This is a genomic window from Bacillus sp. PDNC022 (assembly GCF_016919285.1).
In the GTDB taxonomy this organism is placed as follows: domain Bacteria; phylum Bacillota; class Bacilli; order Bacillales; family Bacillaceae; genus Bacillus; species Bacillus safensis.
In genome coordinates, this window is sequence record NZ_CP070345.1 from 2,002,477 (window position 1) to 2,021,844 (window position 19,368).

General features: G+C 41.7%; 23 protein-coding genes. 5 read left to right on the top strand and 18 right to left on the bottom strand.

The features are described 5' to 3' along the window. Positions 1-6: 6 nt before the first annotated feature. From JVX94_RS10470 to mprF, 3 genes are all read right to left on the bottom strand, one after another. A complete protein-coding gene (locus JVX94_RS10470; RefSeq protein WP_205182989.1) occupies positions 7-474 on the bottom strand; it encodes a thiol-disulfide oxidoreductase DCC family protein in 468 nt (155 codons plus the stop codon). A 333-nt stretch (positions 475-807) separates the two neighbouring features. Next, complete coding sequence (locus tag JVX94_RS10475; RefSeq protein WP_144472406.1) at positions 808-1,356, bottom strand: thioredoxin family protein; 549 nt, start codon at positions 1,354-1,356, stop codon at positions 808-810. 92 nt (positions 1,357-1,448) lie between these two features. After that, positions 1,449-4,019, bottom strand: a complete 2,571-nt coding sequence (gene mprF, locus JVX94_RS10480; protein ID WP_203129461.1) for a bifunctional lysylphosphatidylglycerol flippase/synthetase MprF — start codon at positions 4,017-4,019, stop codon at positions 1,449-1,451. A 169-nt stretch (positions 4,020-4,188) separates the two neighbouring features. On the opposite strand from mprF, the gene JVX94_RS10485 reads away from it, so the two are divergent. Next, a complete protein-coding gene (locus JVX94_RS10485; RefSeq protein WP_024425228.1) occupies positions 4,189-4,668 on the top strand; it encodes a MarR family transcriptional regulator in 480 nt (159 codons plus the stop codon). 23 nt (positions 4,669-4,691) lie between these two features. On the opposite strand, the gene JVX94_RS10490 is transcribed toward JVX94_RS10485, so the two are convergent. The 6 genes from JVX94_RS10490 to JVX94_RS10515 form a co-directional block, all read right to left on the bottom strand. Further along, positions 4,692-4,973, bottom strand: coding sequence for a hypothetical protein (locus JVX94_RS10490; protein ID WP_144472409.1), 282 nt, complete (start codon positions 4,971-4,973; stop codon positions 4,692-4,694). A gap of 12 nt (positions 4,974-4,985) precedes the next feature. Then, positions 4,986-5,513, bottom strand: a complete 528-nt coding sequence (locus JVX94_RS10495; RefSeq protein WP_095408013.1) for a YfiT family bacillithiol transferase — start codon at positions 5,511-5,513, stop codon at positions 4,986-4,988. Next, positions 5,510-6,535, bottom strand: coding sequence for a zinc-binding alcohol dehydrogenase family protein (locus tag JVX94_RS10500; RefSeq protein WP_095408012.1), 1,026 nt, complete (start codon positions 6,533-6,535; stop codon positions 5,510-5,512). Before JVX94_RS10500 ends, JVX94_RS10495 begins: the two co-directional genes overlap by 4 nt. Positions 6,536-6,625: 90 nt before the next feature. Further along, on the bottom strand, positions 6,626-7,129 hold the full coding sequence (locus tag JVX94_RS10505) for a hypothetical protein (protein WP_095408011.1): 504 nt from the start codon (positions 7,127-7,129) through the stop codon (positions 6,626-6,628). Between the two features lie 100 nt (positions 7,130-7,229). Beyond that, positions 7,230-7,976 (bottom strand): anti-sigma factor, encoded by a 747-nt coding sequence (locus tag JVX94_RS10510; RefSeq protein ID WP_205182992.1) that lies wholly within the window; start codon positions 7,974-7,976, stop codon positions 7,230-7,232. Further along, positions 7,973-8,539 (bottom strand): RNA polymerase sigma factor, encoded by a 567-nt coding sequence (locus JVX94_RS10515; RefSeq protein WP_205182995.1) that lies wholly within the window; start codon positions 8,537-8,539, stop codon positions 7,973-7,975. The genes JVX94_RS10510 and JVX94_RS10515 overlap by 4 nt, the downstream gene beginning before the upstream one ends. Before the next feature lie 356 nt (positions 8,540-8,895). Here JVX94_RS10515 and JVX94_RS10520 point away from each other — a divergent pair, with 356 nt between their 5' ends. After that, positions 8,896-9,222, top strand: a complete 327-nt coding sequence (locus JVX94_RS10520) for a YnfA family protein (protein ID WP_024425817.1) — start codon at positions 8,896-8,898, stop codon at positions 9,220-9,222. A gap of 58 nt (positions 9,223-9,280) precedes the next feature. Here the strand turns inward: JVX94_RS10520 and JVX94_RS10525 are convergent, their stop codons facing one another. From JVX94_RS10525 to JVX94_RS10555, 7 genes are all read right to left on the bottom strand, one after another. Then, complete coding sequence (locus JVX94_RS10525; RefSeq protein WP_144472413.1) at positions 9,281-10,996, bottom strand: ABC transporter ATP-binding protein; 1,716 nt, start codon at positions 10,994-10,996, stop codon at positions 9,281-9,283. Between the two features lie 12 nt (positions 10,997-11,008). Next, positions 11,009-11,935 carry an ABC transporter substrate-binding protein gene (locus JVX94_RS10530; protein WP_095408007.1) on the bottom strand — a complete coding sequence of 309 codons (927 nt, stop codon included), beginning with the start codon at positions 11,933-11,935 and terminating at the stop codon, positions 11,009-11,011. A gap of 110 nt (positions 11,936-12,045) precedes the next feature. Then, positions 12,046-13,650, bottom strand: coding sequence for a helix-turn-helix domain-containing protein (locus JVX94_RS10535; RefSeq protein ID WP_111291954.1), 1,605 nt, complete (start codon positions 13,648-13,650; stop codon positions 12,046-12,048). Between the two features lie 69 nt (positions 13,651-13,719). Then, positions 13,720-14,760, bottom strand: coding sequence for an NAD(P)/FAD-dependent oxidoreductase (locus JVX94_RS10540; RefSeq protein ID WP_111291953.1), 1,041 nt, complete (start codon positions 14,758-14,760; stop codon positions 13,720-13,722). Between the two features lie 153 nt (positions 14,761-14,913). Beyond that, positions 14,914-15,543, bottom strand: a complete 630-nt coding sequence (locus JVX94_RS10545; RefSeq protein WP_144472417.1) for a rhamnogalacturonan acetylesterase — start codon at positions 15,541-15,543, stop codon at positions 14,914-14,916. A 151-nt stretch (positions 15,544-15,694) separates the two neighbouring features. Next, positions 15,695-16,159, bottom strand: coding sequence for a DUF6884 domain-containing protein (locus tag JVX94_RS10550; protein ID WP_144472419.1), 465 nt, complete (start codon positions 16,157-16,159; stop codon positions 15,695-15,697). Then, positions 16,160-16,705 carry a VanZ family protein gene (locus JVX94_RS10555; RefSeq protein ID WP_205182998.1) on the bottom strand — a complete coding sequence of 182 codons (546 nt, stop codon included), beginning with the start codon at positions 16,703-16,705 and terminating at the stop codon, positions 16,160-16,162. A gap of 176 nt (positions 16,706-16,881) precedes the next feature. Between JVX94_RS10555 and JVX94_RS10560 the strand changes: the two genes are divergently transcribed. The 3 genes from JVX94_RS10560 (at position 16,882) to JVX94_RS10570 (ending at position 18,393) form a co-directional block, all read left to right on the top strand. After that, a complete protein-coding gene (locus JVX94_RS10560; protein ID WP_024425822.1) occupies positions 16,882-17,460 on the top strand; it encodes a TetR/AcrR family transcriptional regulator in 579 nt (192 codons plus the stop codon). A gap of 273 nt (positions 17,461-17,733) precedes the next feature. After that, the gene (locus tag JVX94_RS10565; protein WP_003217798.1) at positions 17,734-18,078 is read left to right on the top strand and encodes a DMT family transporter; all 345 of its coding nucleotides are present in this window, start codon (positions 17,734-17,736) and stop codon (positions 18,076-18,078) included. After that, entirely contained in the window at positions 18,079-18,393 is a 315-nt protein-coding gene (locus JVX94_RS10570) for a DMT family transporter (protein ID WP_003217878.1), read from the top strand. It begins immediately after the preceding gene. A 52-nt stretch (positions 18,394-18,445) separates the two neighbouring features. Here the strand turns inward: JVX94_RS10570 and JVX94_RS10575 are convergent, their stop codons facing one another. Further along, positions 18,446-18,772, bottom strand: coding sequence for a hypothetical protein (locus JVX94_RS10575; protein ID WP_205185547.1), 327 nt, complete (start codon positions 18,770-18,772; stop codon positions 18,446-18,448). Next, a complete protein-coding gene (locus JVX94_RS10580; protein ID WP_205183000.1) occupies positions 18,765-19,367 on the bottom strand; it encodes a class D sortase in 603 nt (200 codons plus the stop codon). Before JVX94_RS10580 ends, JVX94_RS10575 begins: the two co-directional genes overlap by 8 nt. Between the last annotated feature and the right edge of the window lies 1 nt (position 19,368).

Genomic DNA, 19,368 nt, shown 5'->3' on the forward strand with positions numbered 1-19,368 from the left:
TATTTATTAAATGGTCTCTTGTTGATCTGTATCATGATGGTTCACCCGTTTGACAGAATGAATATACCGTCTTTTTGCAAAGAAATCGTACGCATGCTGTCCAAAGCCAAGCCAGATGCTGAGCATGATGAATGGGACCGTTCCCCATAATACAGGGATATGGCAAGCCATACGCAGCCAAGTATAGATCCCTGAATTTTTTTGATTTTTGGCTAGGGAAATAGACACGATTCGTTTTTCCGCCTTCTCTTCACTTATTTTATTCAGTTTGAGCAGCTGCGAGTGTCTAAAGGATTCAAAGTGAATCCGATTTTTCCAATCGAGTGATCTTAACACATCAATCGTTTTTGCACATGCAGGGCTTTGTCCGTCATAAAACACAAGCAGCCTCAGTGATTTAATGGAACGCTGTTCTCTTTTTTTCGATTCAGCGAGCTTCTTTTTTTCTTGATCGAGATAAATGATTTTTTTCATAAATTGATCGCCTGTCCTTTTCCGTCATTTTTTTAGTTCGTTCAAAGGAGATTACAACTAGATTACTATAGTTGCTGGGCCTCTTGTATTGGGAAAAAGCCAACCGTTGTGCGTTATATGAGCCTTTGGATAAGGGCAAAATCATTGATTTCATGGCATATATGAGGTTTTTCAACTAAAAGTGGTTGGGAAAATCGTGGTGCTTTGCGGTTTTCTGCGGTATTTGATAGAATTCTGCGGTTTTCTACATCTTTATGCGGTGGTTTTGTAGGTAAAACGCAAAAACAAGATAAAAAAAGACTACTTCCCATTGCGGCGAAGTAGTCTTTTGGTTTATATTTTTGCCAAAACTTCTACTATTTCTTTCTCAATATCTTTCCATAAGTAGCGGTCTGTCGTATAGTGATGTGCGGCTTCTTTCGCAAATGCTTGAAAAGCTTCTTCATAATCAGGTGCATCTTTGTCCGGTTTTTTCTCGTCGACAAAGCGCTGTGCTTCTGCTGAGCGAGGGCCCCATTTCCCCACTTCATTCCCATCCTGATCAATGATGACGATAATCGGAATCGATCTTGCGGTCCCGTTCGTTAAATACTGATCCATCAGGTCTAGATGCTCATCCCGAATGAAATAGCGCGCATCAATGAGTGCTTCATTTGCAATACGCATGAAAATCGGTACATTGACCATCGCATCTCCGCACCAATCCGCAGTGATGACAAGCGCTCTGAGTTTTTTCTTTTGCAGCTTTTGCAGCAGCTCTTTTTCTTTTTGATGAATTGCGTACTGGTTGTACACCGTGAGCAGATTTTCCCGGTTTTTCTCCATATTGTGTACATATGTACGTTCAGCTAATCCCTTTGTAAACCATTCATTTAATGTCATATGAACATCCCCCTTACCCTTCAACTTTACCACTTTTGCTATTCTTTTGTCTAAAAAAACCTTCACCTAGTGAAAGGTAAAGGTCTTTTGGTTTATGGACGCCGCTTTCGATTGGGGTCCATCCCGATCAGCTTGGTGACAAGCACCATTGTGACAGGAAGTGACGTATTCTTTTTATACGCTAAATATTTCCCGCGCCATTCAGGCTTATATTTCTGTTTAAAAGACCGTAAGCCGCTGAAGCTGTACATATATCTGACATTGTTGAAAATGACACTTGCCAAACGCTCCGTGAGAAAGGACTGGTGGAACGTCCCCACATTCGATAAAGGTGCCATTCCCATGTTAAACGATTTGTAGCCTCTTTCTTTCGCCCATTGAAACAGGTGGATAAACAGCGCATCCATCATCCCATTCGGTGCATCATGCATATGACGCATTAAATCGATGGAAATCTCCCCTTCTTGATACATCGGCATCAATGATACAAAGGAAATGATCTGCCCTTGTTCATCCTTTAGAATCGCAATCGGTGCCTTTTGTAGATAGTCTTCTTGAAAATAACCGAGCGAAAATCCTTTTTCTTTTTTCTTTCCGAGCCAGCTGTCAGAGATCTGTTTTAAGGTTGAGATCAACTCATCCGAAAAGGGCGGTTCCAGCATTTCAAAGGTGTAGCCTTCTCGTTCAAACTTATTCGCCACAGCTCGTAAATTTGATTTTTTCTTACCTGACAGAGAAAACGTTTCTAAATCGACCATGGCTTCTTCCCCAAGCTTAAAGAAGTGAAAGCCTAAGTCATGATAGAGAGCCATTCCTTCTCGTTCTACTTGATAAAAAGCAACGCGGTAGCCGGCTTTTTCTGTCTCCTTTAAAAACTCTTCAAGTACAAGCGGATAAGACGCCTCACGTCCAGATGGATCTCCGAGCACAATGACGCAGCGCCCAATTCGCCCAAACTGAAGCATCGCTTCTCCATCACTTGAGAAAAATAGTTTTTTGTCGCCTAAAAAGCCAAGATGACTGAGAGCATTTCCCCCCTTTTCTTCTAAAAACGATTTTAGTTTTTCCTCATCTGCTTTTTCTCCAATCGGAAATGCTTTCTTATTAAAGATCAATTTACTAATGAAGAAGAAAAGCGGTACGCCGATGAGAGCGATCATGCTTGTCATTGTGATATGCCGTTCATTATGCACCAAGTAATCCTTACTTAAGAAATGCCCGATTTTTGTCCAAATAAAGTTGCCAATGACATTATAGTTAAACAGCACGAGTAAATAACCAGCGGCTGCCGCCACAAACTGATTCAAGGAATAAGGTGCCTGCTGCTTCACAAATTGATTTCGAAGAGAGAAAAACACAGCCATGATGACTGGCAAAATAAAGATCAGACTGAGGTTAAATCCCTTTAACAAAGTGAACACAAAACCGCCTGCTAAGGAGATCATTGTCAGCACGTACGACCTTTTCGTTCTTTTATACACTTCAATGGACAAAATCATCAGAATGATTCCGAACATTAAAGAAAGACCATTAAATCCCGATAACAGAAAGCGCGGAATGCTGGTAATCACACCTAATCGATCGACCGGAAGCACAACAGACGCCATGATAAGCAAGCCGCTTCCAAAGGTTAAAATCGATAATGATCCGTACAATAAACGGATTAATAAAGCACGGTGCAAAACAATTAAGACGTTCGTTGTTTCAATGGCAGGCGCCATTTTCGGATTGCCTTCAAGGCGTCTAAGTGTCGTTCCCGTTAAATCGTAAGCAGCTAGACAAAGCCCTAAGATAAACGGGAAGATTGAGTACACGAAGCGGTACAAGACGAGCGCCGTCAGCACCATTTCTTTATCGAAACCAATGTACTGCATGCTCAGTAAAAAGATGAGGTCAAACGAACCAAATCCGCCCGGAACCATACTGATTAAACCGCCGATTGACGCAATCGCAAATACACCTAATACAATTCGGACATCGACATTCATTCCCATAGAGACGACAGCCATGTACATGACAAGACCAGCTGCCAGCCATTCTAAAAACGATGCACCGATATAAGCGTAAATTGGATGTTTCAGTCCATTTTCACCGCTCTCAATCGAGCTTTTTCGAAGGGATGCCATGACGATATAAATCGGTACAATACAGGCAAAGATAATGACAAATGCCCATAGCCACGGCTCCTGGCTGATAATACTTTCAACAGGAAGCACCCTGACCAAGATCAAATCACTGAAAATAGATAAGCCCAAAAGGACAGAGGAAGTCAAAAGGGCAATGCCTTTCAGCAATTTTTTCGTATCTGTTATGTACTCCTTATAGAGAAGCGTTCTAAGCCCTGCTCCTGATAGACCGCCAAATCCAAGAACGCTGTTAAAGGAGTTCGCAATCCAGGAAATGCGAATCGTTTTCCAGCCGCTGATCGGCATATTCAGGCTTTTTCGTAAAATAAAATCATATAAGGACATCGATAAAACAGCGACAAGTCCAAGAAAGACAAGAATAAACAAGTCCATTCGGTTCAAGCTGTCAATAATATAAAACGTCTTTTTAATGGAAAGTCCGCTCAGCTCCTGCTTCGCGACAAAGATCAAGACAAGGATAATCACGATCGGAAAAAGCATTTTTAAGACCGTCATACCCGTTTTTTTGTTCCACATGTTTTTCCCAACTTTCTAGGTTGCTTCAATTATTTCAACTGACCATTATTATACAACAAATACCACTTAATTCATGCAGTTTAACATTCAAAAGCTTGACGAACCTTTCAATTAGAAGTAAAAATCAGTAATATAAAGAAAAAGAGCCGCTTAAAGGAAGTGAACAAGCGTGGAATATAATATTCATGACACCACCGTATTAAAAGAAGAGATTCTATCTCCAGAGGAAAAAAAGACATGGGTTCTTTATATGAAAGTGCTCACAGCTGCAGGCCTTGGAGATGTTTCTGAATGGATGAAGCTTGATATGAGTATGCCTCAAATGAAGGTGCTCATGCTGCTCAATAACCATGGCTCTCTCAAAGTATCCGAAATCGCTGAAAAAATGGGCGCTTCTTTGTCCAATATGACAGGTCTGCTTGACCGGTTAGAACAGTCTAACTTTGTCGTGCGAAAGCACTCTGAGCGTGACCGGAGAATCATTGTTGTAGAGCTGACAGAGGAAGCGAAAAATATTTTCAGAAGCATTTATCAAAAAGGACACGAAAAAATCAAAAATTCCCTGCAGCGGCTCAATGACGAGGAAAAAGAAAAAGTCAATGAAGGCCTTGCTATCTTAGAAAAAGCACTGCGTCCTGAACGCGGCTAACAAAAGAAAAGGAAAAAAGACGGTCACTTGGAGTCCGTCTTTTTTGTTTCTTCTACTTGTCGATCTGGGGTGATAAGATTTTTACGAATCACTTCCCTGTCATCCCATAAAAGATAGGCTAAACCGATGATGAGAAAAAAGATGCTGATCCACGTACCGCCAGGGAGCAGCTGTTCAAGTTCCTCAATCGTTCTTTCTGAGCCTAAGCTGTTACTATAGCGTATCTCAAAAAGAACATATTTCGCTAAATAAAACAATGCAGCCATACAAATAAACATGGCGCCGACAATTCTTCTTCCAGACATGCGTTTACTCCTTTAATTCCACTGATTTCTTTTGATTAATTCCGTGATATGGGCAAGGTGATGCTTTGAATGCCAGACGTACATTCCCGTTGCATCATATAAGGACACCGTTTGTTGATCGGCAGGGTGATAATAAGAAGCGTTGAAGTCCTCCTCTGACATTCCCCGCAGTAAAGTGACCCACCTGCGATGCAGACTGCTGATCAAAGGCAGGGATAAACTGATGGGCGCCTTGCTGTCAGGAAGTGAGGCAAATCCCTCCTGATCATATGGACGTATGTCCGGTGTATCTTCTGTCAAAGCAAGTTTGAATCGTAAGTATGCATTCAGATGGCTGTCTGCTACGTGGTGAATGAGCTGACGAACAGTCCATCCTCCCGGCCGATAAGGTGTATCAAGCTGAGCATCTGTCAGCGGTGCGGTCACCGCTTCATACTCTTCGGGGATTGCAGCCAGCTGATCCATCCATGCTTCAAGCTGTGCTTTCGTTTTTGTTTCTACCGGTTCATATAAGCCAATCGGATATTGTAATGACGTCATACGCTCTCTCCTCTCTCAAATCCTTCAAGCACAAATTTTCCAATCATCTTTCCTTGCTCAAGTGTTTGATGTGCCTGCTTCAAGTTAGCAGCATTGATCGGACTGAGAACCTTTGTTAAGGTATGCGTTATTTTTCCCTGCTCAAATAACTCACTCGCCTCTGTCAAAAGCTCATGCTGTTTGATCATGTCCGCTGTTTCATACATAGGGCGTGTGAACATGAATTCCCATACAAATGCCGCACTTTTATTTTTGAGTAATTGAATGTCTAGGTTGTGCTGGTTTTCGACAATGGTACAGATCGTGCCTTGCGGTTTGATAGCTTCTGCCATGCCTTTGAAATGTCCATCTGTATCATTTAAGCATAAAATAAAATCCACTTCGCCTATTCCTTTTTCCTCGAGCTGCGCTAAAAGCGGCTGATGATGATCAATGATATGATCGGCTCCTAATGACAGACACCACTCTTTTGTTTCTGGTCTTGATGCGGTAGCGATCACAGTTGCCTTCGCTAATTTGGCTAGTTGAATGGCGATAGACCCAACACCGCCTGCACCACCAATAATCAGCAAGGTTGAGCCTTCAGCATTCCGCTTCATATGCATCCGGTCAAATAAAGCCTCATAAGCCGTAATTGTTGTAAGGGGCATCGCGGCGGCTTCTGCAAAGGATAGATTGGCAGGCTTTTTCGCCACAATACGCTCATCCACAAGCTGATATTCACTATTCGAGCCTTGACGTGTAATATCTCCCGCGTAGTATACGTGATCACCTGGCTGAAACAATGTACACGATTCACCTACTTCAACAACCGTACCGCTTGCATCATAGCCTAGAATTTTCAGTTTTTCTTCCTTCTGATCCTTCGGTGATCTCACCTTTGTATCAACTGGATTCACGGACACAGCCTCTATCTTCACCAGTACATCTCTGCCAGACACTTTAGGCTTTTCAACCTCCTGATCCATCAGGCTTTGCTCATGCTCAATCGGCAAATACTCCAATAGTCCAACTGCTTTCACTCGCTCGCACTCCCTTTCTCCATTCTTTCTTTCCACATTTTATCATAATTTTCTGATGTTTATGGCTGGATCAAACGAGTGATGGCACATTTATGACCTTTTCAGGGCCTTTCGCTCTCTCGCCATGTATGAAGGACGTGCCTTTTGCAAAGAAGGAACATAAGTGAACCAGCTGTTGGATTTAAAAAACAGCTGAACGTAGTAAAACTGAATGTGCTGCAGAAAAACAACGATCAATAGGAAAAAAGTGAATGAGAGTGTAGATAGATCCGCCCTTCCTTGTATCCATTCATTGATCAATAGAATTATAAAACCGAGAATGATGAGCTGTTCAAGTCTTTGGACGAGCTGGCTAAAGACATGCCAGCGTTTTGATAGATCACCAGACTGGTGCTTTCTAATCTTTCTCGATTTGTAGAACCAAATGATACTTTCTGTTAGGTTATGAATCATAAAAAGAGCGATGAGGGCGATCAATAAAGGTGACGGGGTATAAAGGACTTGTGCAACGAACGGAAACACTAAAAAATAACAGGCAATCAATGCGTGTCTAACTGATAAGAGAAATAGGTCTTTTTCTATGGATGTTTTCATCTGTTTCACCTCCATATGTACTACGTTTCATTGGCCGAAATGTTCCCCTTCGCTATCAAAAAAGGATGCCTCAAGAAGGCATCCTTTTCATGAATCAAACTTAAAAAGCAGCACTTAGTACGACAGGACCTTGCGGAAGCTTGTTATCCTTTTTTGGTTCAAGGGTAACAGCCACGGTATCCCATGATTCGCTTGCTTCTTTTTCAGATAACGCATAGGTGACGGTTCCTTCCCCTTTGTTATCTGTTTTAAAGGCACCGGCTGGCACCGGCTGATCTCCTTTAATGAGCCACACTTGATAAACAGCAGATGAATCAAGCTGACCCTTTAAGCCATCTGCACTCACCACAAGTTCTTTTTTGCCGTTATGCTCTATCACTGAAAAAGCACCTGTCGTTTTTGGTGATGCGGACGATGCCAGTGATTTTGTGGCAACAACTCTGACAGGTTCTTCCGCCTGTTCTTTTCCATTCGTTAAGAAATACACATTTCCAGCTGCTGAAATGAGAAACAATGCCGCAACGAGCGGTAGGAGCCACTGGTTTCGTTTCTTTTTCAGTGGTTTGATTTCGTTTGGCTCAGATGCAGCCTTGAGCTCTTTTCTATGGCTATTCTTTTCTTCTACTGTCTCTTCTTCAAACACCTGGGATAAAATACGGTCTTTCATCCCTGCCGGAGGTGTTTGGTCTTCGGCTAGAAATGGAATGTCAGACATGAGCGATGTCAATTCTTCAAGCTCTTCTTTGCAAGCTGAGCAGTGCTTGATGTGCTCTTCAAATTGCGCGTTTTCTTCTCCTTGTAAATGCCCGTTGAAATAATCAATCACTTGATGTTTACACTGAGTCATGCCTCTTCCTCCTTTCCTCCGCGAGACAGTTTTGATCGCAAATGCTTTAATGACAATCGAACCCTTCCCTTTACCGTACCAATAGGGATGCCCAGCTTTTCCGCGATGCTCTTTTGTGTCATCCCTTTAAAATAGACATCTTCTATGATGGCTTGCTGTTCTTTTGACAGTGTAGATACTGCTTCACGTATGATTTGTTTTTCCTCGTTCCATTCCACTTCTTTTGATACATCTTCTTGATGATCGGCTAAATATTCAATATGCTCATCTTCCAAAGCCGTTTCATTCCGTTTCTTTCTTATGAGATCAATGGCCGTGTTTCGTGACATCATGAATAACCACGAGGAGAATTTCCCTTTATCCGTATGATATTCTCCTATGCCGCGCCAGAGCTTGATAAAGACCTCTTGAAGCACTTCCTCCGCGAGCTCACGGCTGCCAGTCATTTTATAAATAAACGAATATAACACACGTTCATAACGATCGTACAGCACTTCAAGCGAGGGCTTGTGACGATCATATTTGATCTTGTGATACAGCTCAAAATCTTGCAATGTGTCCATGGTCATCTCCTTCCTTTTTCATGAGAAAGAGCATGCGCATCCATCATGAAATCCTTCACGTATTGCTTATCACTCGATTTGCTGAAATAAGCCTACCTTGTACTTTACTCTTTTTTCAAGGAGAAAAAAAGAGCGCTGAAAAAGGAAGTGTGCTCCTCATGAGAATGTATTTACTTTACGACATAACAAACCATTTGGATCACTTATGGTACAAAAGTCAAGAATCCATGTGTGACCACTCTCTGATCAGTTGATTTTAGCAAGCTCTCGTCTCCCTCTCAATTCAATTGAGGTAGAACGCATTCTTTCCACATGTCATAATAGGGTGTAAATTGGAGAAATTGGAGTGTCCGTATATGATGGTGACGATTGTTCTTTTTTTATTAGCAGGTTTAGCAGAAATTGGCGGAGGCTATTTGGTATGGCTTTGGCTGCGTGAAGCAAAACCTGTCAGCTTTGGGATCGCCGGCAGCCTCATCTTGGTTGCATATGGCGTCATTCCAACCTTCCAGCAGTTTCCGACTTTCGGACGGGTTTATGCTGCCTATGGCGGTGTTTTTGTCATTCTTGCTGTGTTTTGGGGCTGGTGGGTCGATCGAAAAACACCTGATCTATATGACTGGATGGGTGCTTTGATCTGTTTGGCTGGAGTCAGTGTGATGTTATTTGCGCCTCGCAGTTAATTTCTCATTTTCTATACATCAAAAAGGGCTAAAATGATTTTTAGCCCTTTTTGAAATGTTACATTCTAAATTGTGTTTCGTATAAACGACGGTAAAGTCCATCCATTTTGAGTAATTCTTCATGTTTTCCCTGCTCTTTTACGCCTTCTTTTGTGAGTACGATAATGCGATCGGCATGCTGAATTGTCGCTAAACGATGCGCAATGATAAAGGTCGTTCGTCCTTCAGCCAGCTCTTCTAGTGATGCTTGAATAAAAGACTCTGTCTCGGTATCAAGCGAAGAGGTCGCCTCATCTAAAATGAAAATGGGCGGATTTTTCAAGAAAATACGTGCTATGGAGATACGCTGTTTTTGTCCTCCAGATAACATCATCCCGCGCTCACCAATGACTGTATCAAGTCCTTTTGGCAAACTATTGACTAAGTCCATTAGCTGAGCTTTCTCTACTGCTTGCCAAATCTCTTCTTCAGATGCATTCAGTTTTCCGTATTGGATGTTTTCACGTATTGTTCCATGAAATAAATAAATCTCCTGCTGCACGACACCAATTTGTGCGCGCAGCGATGCAAGTGTCATCTTTCGCGTGTCTATGCCATCAATTGTAATACTCCCCTCCTGCCATTCATAAAACCGGGGAAGCAGATTACAAAGCGTCGATTTTCCAGCACCAGATGGACCGACAATGGCAATTTTCTCTCCTTGTTTGACCTCAAGATTGATGTCATGCAGAACAGGTTTGTTTGATTCATATTGAAAAGATACATGCTCAAAAATGATATTCCCATTTAACTGATGGACTTCGATTGCATCCTCATCATCCTTTTCATCTGGTGTTTGGTCGATCAGTGATGCGAATCGTTTAAAGCCTGCTGCACCTTTTGGATACATTTCAATGACTGCATTGATTTGTTGAATGGGTCCTAAGAAAATACCTGTTAATAGCACGAATGAAACAAATTCCCCATATGTCATATTTTTTTGCAGCACAAACCATGCACCGCACACCAGTCCAAATACGGTGACACTTTTAATGAGTAAATGACTCACTGCTGTATGCAGTGCCATCATTTGATATGTTGTCAGTTTTGTTTTTCTAAACTGCTCGTTATGCTCGATAAAACGATCCATTTCATGTGACTCATTCCCGAAGGCCTTCACCACACGAATGCCGCTAATATTGTTTTCCACTCGTGAATGGAATTGTCCAATGCTTGAAAACATTTTATCAAAAGCAGCAGACATTTTTTTCGTAAAGTAGACTGATAATCCGATCAGGAATGGAACGACAATAAATGTGAGAACCGCAAGCTGCCAGTTAATCGATAGCATCAAACCAAACGCGCCCGTTAATGTCATGATGGCGATAAATAAATCCTCTGGGCCGTGATGTGCCATCTCTCCAATATCCATTAAATCATTGGTCATGCGTGATACGAGCTTGCCTGTTTTCTTTTGGTCAAAGAAACGGAATGACATTCTTTGTACATGAGAGAATAGTTGATTCCTCATATCGGTCTCAATATTGATCCCCAACTTATGGCCAAAATAAGTCACAACGTAATGCATGGTGGAACTGATGACATATAAAATGAGCAGCAAACTGCCCCAGAACCAAATGGCTTCCCAATTACCATTGGGCAGTAAATCGTCCATCACTTTACTGATGGCTAGCGGAAAGGATAGTTCGAGTAAGGCAGCCAGTACCGCACAGGAAAAATCTAATATAAACAGTCCCATATAAGGTTTGTAGTATGAAAAAAAACGTTTAAACAATTGACAGACCTCCTAATGATGAGATAAATCTGTCAATAAATCAGCAAACTTTTCAGCTTGATTCATGACTGCAATGGGATCATAAGGCCAAAAGAATTCTGCATCCAGTTGATAGGTTTGCTCTTTTTTAACAGCTTTTAAACTCTTCCAGATGGAATTATTTTTATCAAATGTCCCGCCATTGGATTCATCAATGAAGATATAATCCCCTGCATATTTCGGAAGGGTTTCATAGGAGAGTACCTCATAGCCTGTTTTACTGTTTAAAATTGTATCTTCAACCTCTTTTGGCGGATTCACTTTCAATTGTTGATATAGCGCCTGTCCGCCTCGGTAAATTCCGTTCCCATACACATACACATCGTTTTTAAATGCGCCCATGATGGAAACTGTTTCATTCTCTTTTAATGCAGACTTTACTTTTTTTCGAGCTGCTTCAATACGTTGATCAAAAGAGGCGAGAAACGTTTTTCCTTCCTCTTCTTTGTTTAGCACCTTAGCCAAAGTTGTGATTTCCTCATGTGCGTCTTTGAATGAATTGTAAGGATATACGAGTGTTGGCGCTATTTTTTTATACACATCATAGATTTTTTCATCCTGTACTGCGGTGATAATTAGATCAGGCTTTAAGCTAAGTGCTTTTTCAGCTGAACGCTCGTCACTAATGTCCTCTATCCCTTTGATCTTGTCCTTCAGGTGTACATTCTTTAAATCTTGTGTTGTTGCACCTACAGGGTGAACATCCAATGCAATTGCACTGCCTAAATATCCATCTATGAGAATGCGTTTTGGGTTTGCTGGAATGTCGATTTTTCCTTTTACAGTCTCAATAGTTTTCGTTTGCTGCTTTGTTTCTGCCGTTTTGGCTTGTTCTTTATTGCCACAGGCTGACAATACCAGCATGAAGATGACAGCACATATCCAATATGTTTTTTTCATATGAGTATTCCTCCTTCATTTTCCTGATACAAATGAGAATAGTTATCAATTACTAGTCTCATGTATTCTATCAACCTCATACGAAGTGGTCTATGGAGGATTCTCGCAACTTACATATGGACAATTGTTGGATTGGGTTCCTGAGTCAATCGGGAGACAAATCGGTTCATTAAATGAAGCACCCGCTCCCCCTCATCAAATCGAAACTCCTCTAGCTTTAGTGGATAGAAGGTTCCGTTTTTCACAGCGGACAATTGACGGAGAACATCGCTTTCCTCCATCCGTTGTTCCATTTGGTCATACCACCCATGTTCAACACCTACAATAAAAAACATGTGATCCGCCTCGTATTCTCTTAACCTTTCTAAAGGAATGACTGTATGTTGATTGGGGAGAAGAACTTCTTCTAGAATCGTCTTCGGAGGCTTTAAATCAAGCGTTTCGTAAAGGTAGAAGGCGCCTCTAGCATTATAGGACCACATATACACTTTGTCGTGTCCTCTCATTTCATAAATCGCCACTGTCTCTCCTTTTTCCCTAAAGGAAGATAGATCATTTCTTGCCTTTTGACTCAGATGTTCGAAGCGTTTCACCCAATCATCTGCCTCTTTCTCTCTTCCTAACAGACGACCTGTAGATAAGACCTCTTGTACAACATGACCACCGGTATATGGCAGAACAAGGACAGGGGCAATCCGCTCCAACCGTTTGATCAACGCAGGCTTCGAATAAAAATAGTTAGGAATAATGATTATATCTAATTGAAGTGATTTGAATACGTCATCAGGTGTGTGTTCATCTATGACCAGCGCACCGGCCAGCTGATCTTTGAGTATATCTGAATGGAGAAAGGTTTCTTTGTCAATGCAGACAGGCCGAATGCCTAGCGCGGCCAATGACCCGACGAATTGAAAAGCAGCAATTCGCTCTGGTCTTCGATTGTTTCTGAACTGACTAGGGGACCTTCCTGTCTTCTGCCTGAATATCCTGCTGAAATATAAACTGTCTGTATAGCCCACTTGCCGCGCAATCATTTGAATTTGATCATCTGTTTGCAGAAGACGTTTTTTTGCTTCATCTATTCGAATTTGTGCAAGATAGTCAGTCACACTCAGTCCCATACTTTGTTTAAAAAAGGTCGAAAAATAACTCTCATGAAAACCCATCTTATGGGCTAAGTCTTTTCTCGTTAGTTTTTTTTCATAATGCTGCTCCATATACTGCAAAATCATTTCAATAGAATAATGCACTTTCTCAGTGTATGGCTTGGATTGACGGTGAAAAATGTGCATGATGTCCTCCAGCCTTTTCTCCTGTTCTTGGATGCACTGACTCATCTCCATTTGTTTGATGTAGGAAAAAAGCATGGCAGAGCCTTTGACCATTGCTCCATTATCCGGCAGATCATCATAACTCATCTTAAAAACCAATTCATTTTGCGCATCATTTGCCAGGGTAAACTGATCAAATGTGATCGTATAAATCGCCATCTGTTCGTTGGATAAAGATTGGAGCATTACGTTTATACCTGAGCGGATCAACATACTGTCTTTTGCGTTTAGCTGATATTGCAATCCTTCCATTTCAATTCTCACAGATCCATCGCATGTCAAGAACATAGGGAAAGATGTCTGCCAGGAGACTGCTTGTTTGACAGAAAGAGAACGCTCTCTACTTTCTTTCATGCGCAGAATGGTATGAGTACGGGTTGTCATTTTCTCTTTCTCCTTCCATATAAAAAAAGTGCTAAAATTTTAGCACTTCAATGGTTGACTGGATATTCATTAACGAGCTCCAGCTGTTTGTAATTCTTTGTTTTTCTCTTTAAAGCGTTCGTTATGAGAGGAAACGTATGCCACTTTTTCGGCTTCTGGTTCGATGTAAAGTTTTGCGCTATTCAGTGCATTGACTCCATCAACAAACGTGCCGGCAATTAAGCGGACCTTGCTTTTATGTGTACACAAGTCGCCTACCGCATAGACGCCCGGTAAATTGGTTTCCATTTTTTCATTGACCTCGATCAGTCCCCATTCACCTTGCTTGAGGCCCCATTCTGATAGCACGCTTAAATCGCCTTTCATCCCATGATTAACGATCACAGCATCTGTTTCAATTCGTTCTTTTTCACCTGTCTCTATGTTTTGAATGGTGACGGCATCAATTTTGTCACCTTGACCATGCAGCTCTGTTAGTTCATGCGGGGTTAAAATTCGTTTGCAAGTTGCCTTCATGTTGGCGACGTTTTTCTCATGTCCGCCAAACATGTCACGGCGATGCACGACGGTGACACTTTCAGCAATCGGTGCAAGGGCATTGGCCCAGTCAACCGCTGAGTCGCCGCCTCCTGAAATAACAACCCGCTTCCCTGCAAATGTCTTAAGCTCCTGGACAGTGTAATAAAGGTTTGTCACTTCATAGCGGTCTGCATGCTCGATTTCAAGTTTCCGCTGAACTGGAATGCCGTGACCCATCGCTAATATGAGGGTCTTTGTTAAATGACGATCACCATTTTCAGCCGTCAGTATAATGTGATTATGTTCATCTCGCTCGAATGACGTGATTTTTTGATTCAGTGCAATCTCTGGTTCAAATGTTTTCGCCTGTGTTTCCAGCTGCTGTATCAGCTGTTCTCCTCTTGTTGGCGGCAAACCGCCGACATCCCAAATGACCTTTTCAGGATACAGAAGGATTTTTCCGCCAAGGCTTTCGTTGTACTCAAGTACCTTCGTCTTTAAGTCCCGCATCCCACTATAAAAGGCGGTATACATGCCTGCTGGACCGCCGCCAATAATGGTGACGTCAAACAATTCAAGCTGATCTGTCATTTGAGTCCCTCCAGTTTTCCATCGAATGATCTATTTTTCAGTGATATTGATTCTCATTATCATATGTACCTATTGTAGTCTACTCTAGTGAAGGGAATCAATAGCTTTCTGCAAAAAAAGAACAGGACGAGCGCTCACTCGTCCTGTCATCCATCACACAATGGTTAAACCAAGGTCTTTTAATTCAAGAGAAACAAGTCTTGCAATCGCATCTGCTCCTTCTTTTGTAAAGTGCGTGCGATCCTCAATTCCTGTTGACAGCATAAAGTAAGAGGTCGTTTTCTCTATACCGGAAATTTGATAAAACTGAAGACTTGCGGTATTTAAATCGACGAGAAGAACTTCTTCTTCATCGGCTAATTCTTTCATAGCGGCACAGTAATCAGGAAAATCATTGATAAATTCTCCGTCTTTTTCATGAAAACGGCCGACTGGCGTTAATAAAAGTGGTGTTGCCCCTTTTGCTCTTGCTCCATGAATATATTGAGACAGGTAGCTTTTATATGTCGTGAAAGGATCAGTATGCCGCTCAGGCTTTTCCTTGGAAGCATCATTGTGCCCCATTTGTATGAAAAGCCAGTCTCCTGGCTGAATGTCAGCCAATATGTCATCAAGGCGTCCTTCTTCAATGAATGTTTTTGAGCTTCTTCCACCAATGGCACGGTTCTCGACATTAACCCCGTGTGCTGTATAGCGGTGTAAAAACTCTCCCCATCCTCCTTGAACAGGACGATCTGGATAAGATGAAACGGTCGAATCACCAGCTAAATAGATGGTTGTCATGTTCATACGCCTCCCTTTTTCATTGAGCCACTTCATCCGAGCGATATGGACATGCTAGTGGCTGCTGAAAAGATATGAAACAATCAGCATCGCTATTTCAATTATTCTCTTTTTAATGATCAAAACCCTGCTTACCGTAGATGTGAATGTGTTAAATATGCGGCGGAAGTTCTATTTTTGATTCCACTGCTTGATGTAACGCCTGAAGCATGTAGCCAATTCCTTTATATGGAGCCAGCGGATAATTTGCTTTTTGATGAGGCTGTAATAAAGGATCGATCACTTTTCGATATTTCTTTCCACCTAGTACCACCAGTTCATCATATGCGAAAAGATTTTTTTGATGAAATTGCCGGCTCAGTTCTTCTCGTGTGATCTGTTCAGCATGCGGTGTACCAAAAGCCACATCATAATTTTCGTGAATGATATCCTGTGCCTTTAAGAACCCATGTTTCGCTGATAAGATCATCCAGTCTGAAAAAAACGTTTGAGCATAGCTTTTCGTACGCTGATGCAGAGGACTTAAATATACATGGTTCGCTGGCTGGCTCCCTGCTTCTGGATCGACATCCCAAATTTTCTTCGCGCCACACGGAATGATACAAACTCGCTTCACTCAGATTTTCTCCTTCCTTTTTCGATAGATCTGATACACAATACAGCCTAGCGCTGTGCCAAGTGTATTTAAGAGAATATCATCAATATCGCTGCTTCTTGTAATGATACCAGATTGCGAGAACATCCATTGGAGCAATTCGATCATGGTTGACAAGAGAAAGCCCCCAAGAACCGCCTTTTGCCAGCGCATAGTTCTAAAGGCTTGATATAGAAAAAAACCGAGTGGTACAAATAACAATATGTTTCCTGCTAAATTTAAAAAGACAAGATTTGGATAGCCATGATGGTAGGCGTGAAGATTTTGATAAATGGACTGCAAAGGCATGAGGTTGACACTCACCTGATCTCTTGGGGCAGAAAAACGATTTGGAAAGACTGTCAAATATAATAAAACATTCGTATAAATAAACAGACAGGCAAGGACCAATTCTGTCCGCAAATAAATAAAACGATTGTGCTTTTTTGCCTGTTTGTATCTCATATGTAAATAGAGCGGGACGAGCAGGAGAAAATAAGCAATGGAAAACATAGCACTGGATGTCATACAGAGAGCTGCCCCTTTCTCACATGATGATGCTTGACCATATTTACAGCTTATTCAGGCTTGCCCGCATCTATTCATCACTTATTCTCACATTCAATGAAGAGAAAACCATATTGACAAATCGTCATTTTCTCGCTAAAATGAATGACATTCAGTCATTTAAGGTCGGTGATGATATGTCGAAACGAGAAAAGATTATGCTTGCTGCGATTGATGCGTTTAAAGAAAAAGGAATCGAAAAGACGACCATTTCGGATATTGTGAAAGCAGCAGGAGTAGCGCAAGGAACATTTTATTTATATTTTCCTTCAAAGCTTTCCGTCATGCCTGCTATCGCAGAACATCTTATCGCACAGATGGTGCCTGCAATTGAAAAGGAATTAACTCAGCATGCAGATGTCCTCGATCAAGCAGATGCGCTTGTTGAATTCATTTTTGCTTTTACTAGACAATACCGTGATGTCCTTGCCCTGACCTACTCAGGCTTAGCCGCCACCGAGCATTTAAAGGAATGGGAAGATATTTATGAGCCGATCTACAAATGGGTCGCTGCTTTTCTAGAAAAAGCAAAGCAGGACAAAAGGGTCCGTGCGAATTTGAACTGTCAATATGCAGCCAAATTCATTATCGGTTTACTCGAATCGTCTGCTGAGCAAATGTACTTGTTTACCGAAACAGATACAGAAGAGGTTCTGATTCAAAAGCGAGAGGTGAAGCAATTTCTTCTTTACGCACTTGGCATAGAGACACCTTAACTTAACAGCACTTGCTGTACACAGCGTGTAGACAAACCCTCGCATTCTTTGTCAGTTCTGCGCGCTGGTGCTCACGAATGTCAAATTCGCTCCGCAAAAGTAGCCGTCCTTTCTAGACTTCAAAGGTTTTCTATCACGCTGAAAAGAAGACAAAGGGCTAAAATAAAGTTCATTTTAGCCCTTTGTCGACAATCTTAGTACAGCACTTGCTGTACGCTCTTTTTTGGCTTTAAAATGACGAATCGTCAGTTTTGAGTTTTAGGAGGAAATACAATGAAAAAAAGCTGGATGTATGTTGCACTCACTTGTTTATTCGAATTACTTTGGGTGTTTGGTTTAAATAGAGCTGATGCTGTGTGGGAATGGGCGATCATTATCTGTCTGATCCCAGTTGATTTTTATTTTTTAATGAAGGCCTGCGAGAAACTGCCGACAGGGACCGTGTATGCCGTGTTTGCCGGAGTTGGAACGATAGGTACATCTTTGATGGATTATGCGCTGTTCGGCGGTTCGTTTTCATTAGAAAAGCTCTTATTTATGGGAATTTTAATTCTCGGGATTATTGGACTGAAAGTGTCTGATGGAGATGCACATGAGCAGAAAGGAGAAGCGGTATAAATGGGCTGGTTTTTTGTACTGTTGGCCTCTGCCTGCGAAATCGGCGGAACCATTGGCCTCAATATGTTTAGTAAGAAAAAGCAAATCACGACAGGCATTTTATTTGTCGGCGGGTTTGCGTTATCCTTTTTGTTTTTATACGCCTCGTTCTCGTCCGTTCAAGTATCCGTCGCCTATACGGTCTGGATTGGACTTGGAACGGCGGGCTCTGTCTTGTTTAATATGATTCTATTTAAAGAGCCGAAAAACATGATTCGTATTCTCAGCTTGCTGCTGATTGTGATTGGTGTGGTTGGGCTGAAGTTGTTTGCATAATTAAATAACAAAAAAGGAAGGGAGTTAAAGCCCTTCCTTTTTTGTTTCTCATTCAATGGGTATCTTGCTGCTCGAGCAAGAGATCCATTGCGTAAATCGATTCGCCTTTTTCATCTAATAAAAAGTACACAATCAAAGGCTCTCCAAAAACGGCTGTTTGCTGCGTGAACAAGACACAGGTGAATTTTTCGATACCAAATGGTAGCTTTCTTTTTAATATAGGATGAAGAATAGGCGAAGCCCGAATTGTATCTACATCAACATCCCAACGTTCGTTTTTTAAAGTTGGATATTGCTCTGATAACAATTGGTGTAACATATCGGTCGTGAGCGCTGCTTTTCCATCGGCTCCATCATTTATTATGTTGGTGTTATACATCCGACGGTTGCTTACCCTTTGAAGCATTGATTCGTATTCCTTTTAAGACAAAGCGTTTCTGACCATCAAGTGTACAAGTGATCAATGTCAGTTCATTTTCCCCGCGATCCTTTAGTACATCCACATCCGTCGGTTCTATCGTGGCTGAGCTGACAATTTTATATTCGTATGATTCTGCTTGATGATGTAAGACAACTTTTTCTCCTTTAGGCACCTCTGGCAGCTGCCGGAAAAGCCGGTCGCCTCTATACCCTCTATGCCCTGCAATCGTGAAATTCCCTTCACCTGGCATTTGATGAGATTTAATTTGAGTCAGTGCTATACCTAAATTTTCTTTTGATGTAACAGGAAGTACTTTTTCGTTTAAATCAATTGACGGGATCTCTAGCTCCATCACATCTCGCAGGTCTTCTTCTGACACAGTTAAATGTGGAATAGAAGAAAGGGCATCACTGTCATTTTCTTCAATCATCTTTAATGCCTGTTCCAATGCTGCTGTCTCTTGAGACGTTCGCCACTCATATATAAAAGGAACAGATATGAGCATTAGTCCTGCGACCACCAAAAAGCTGCCTAATAAGGTTCTTTTTTTCATC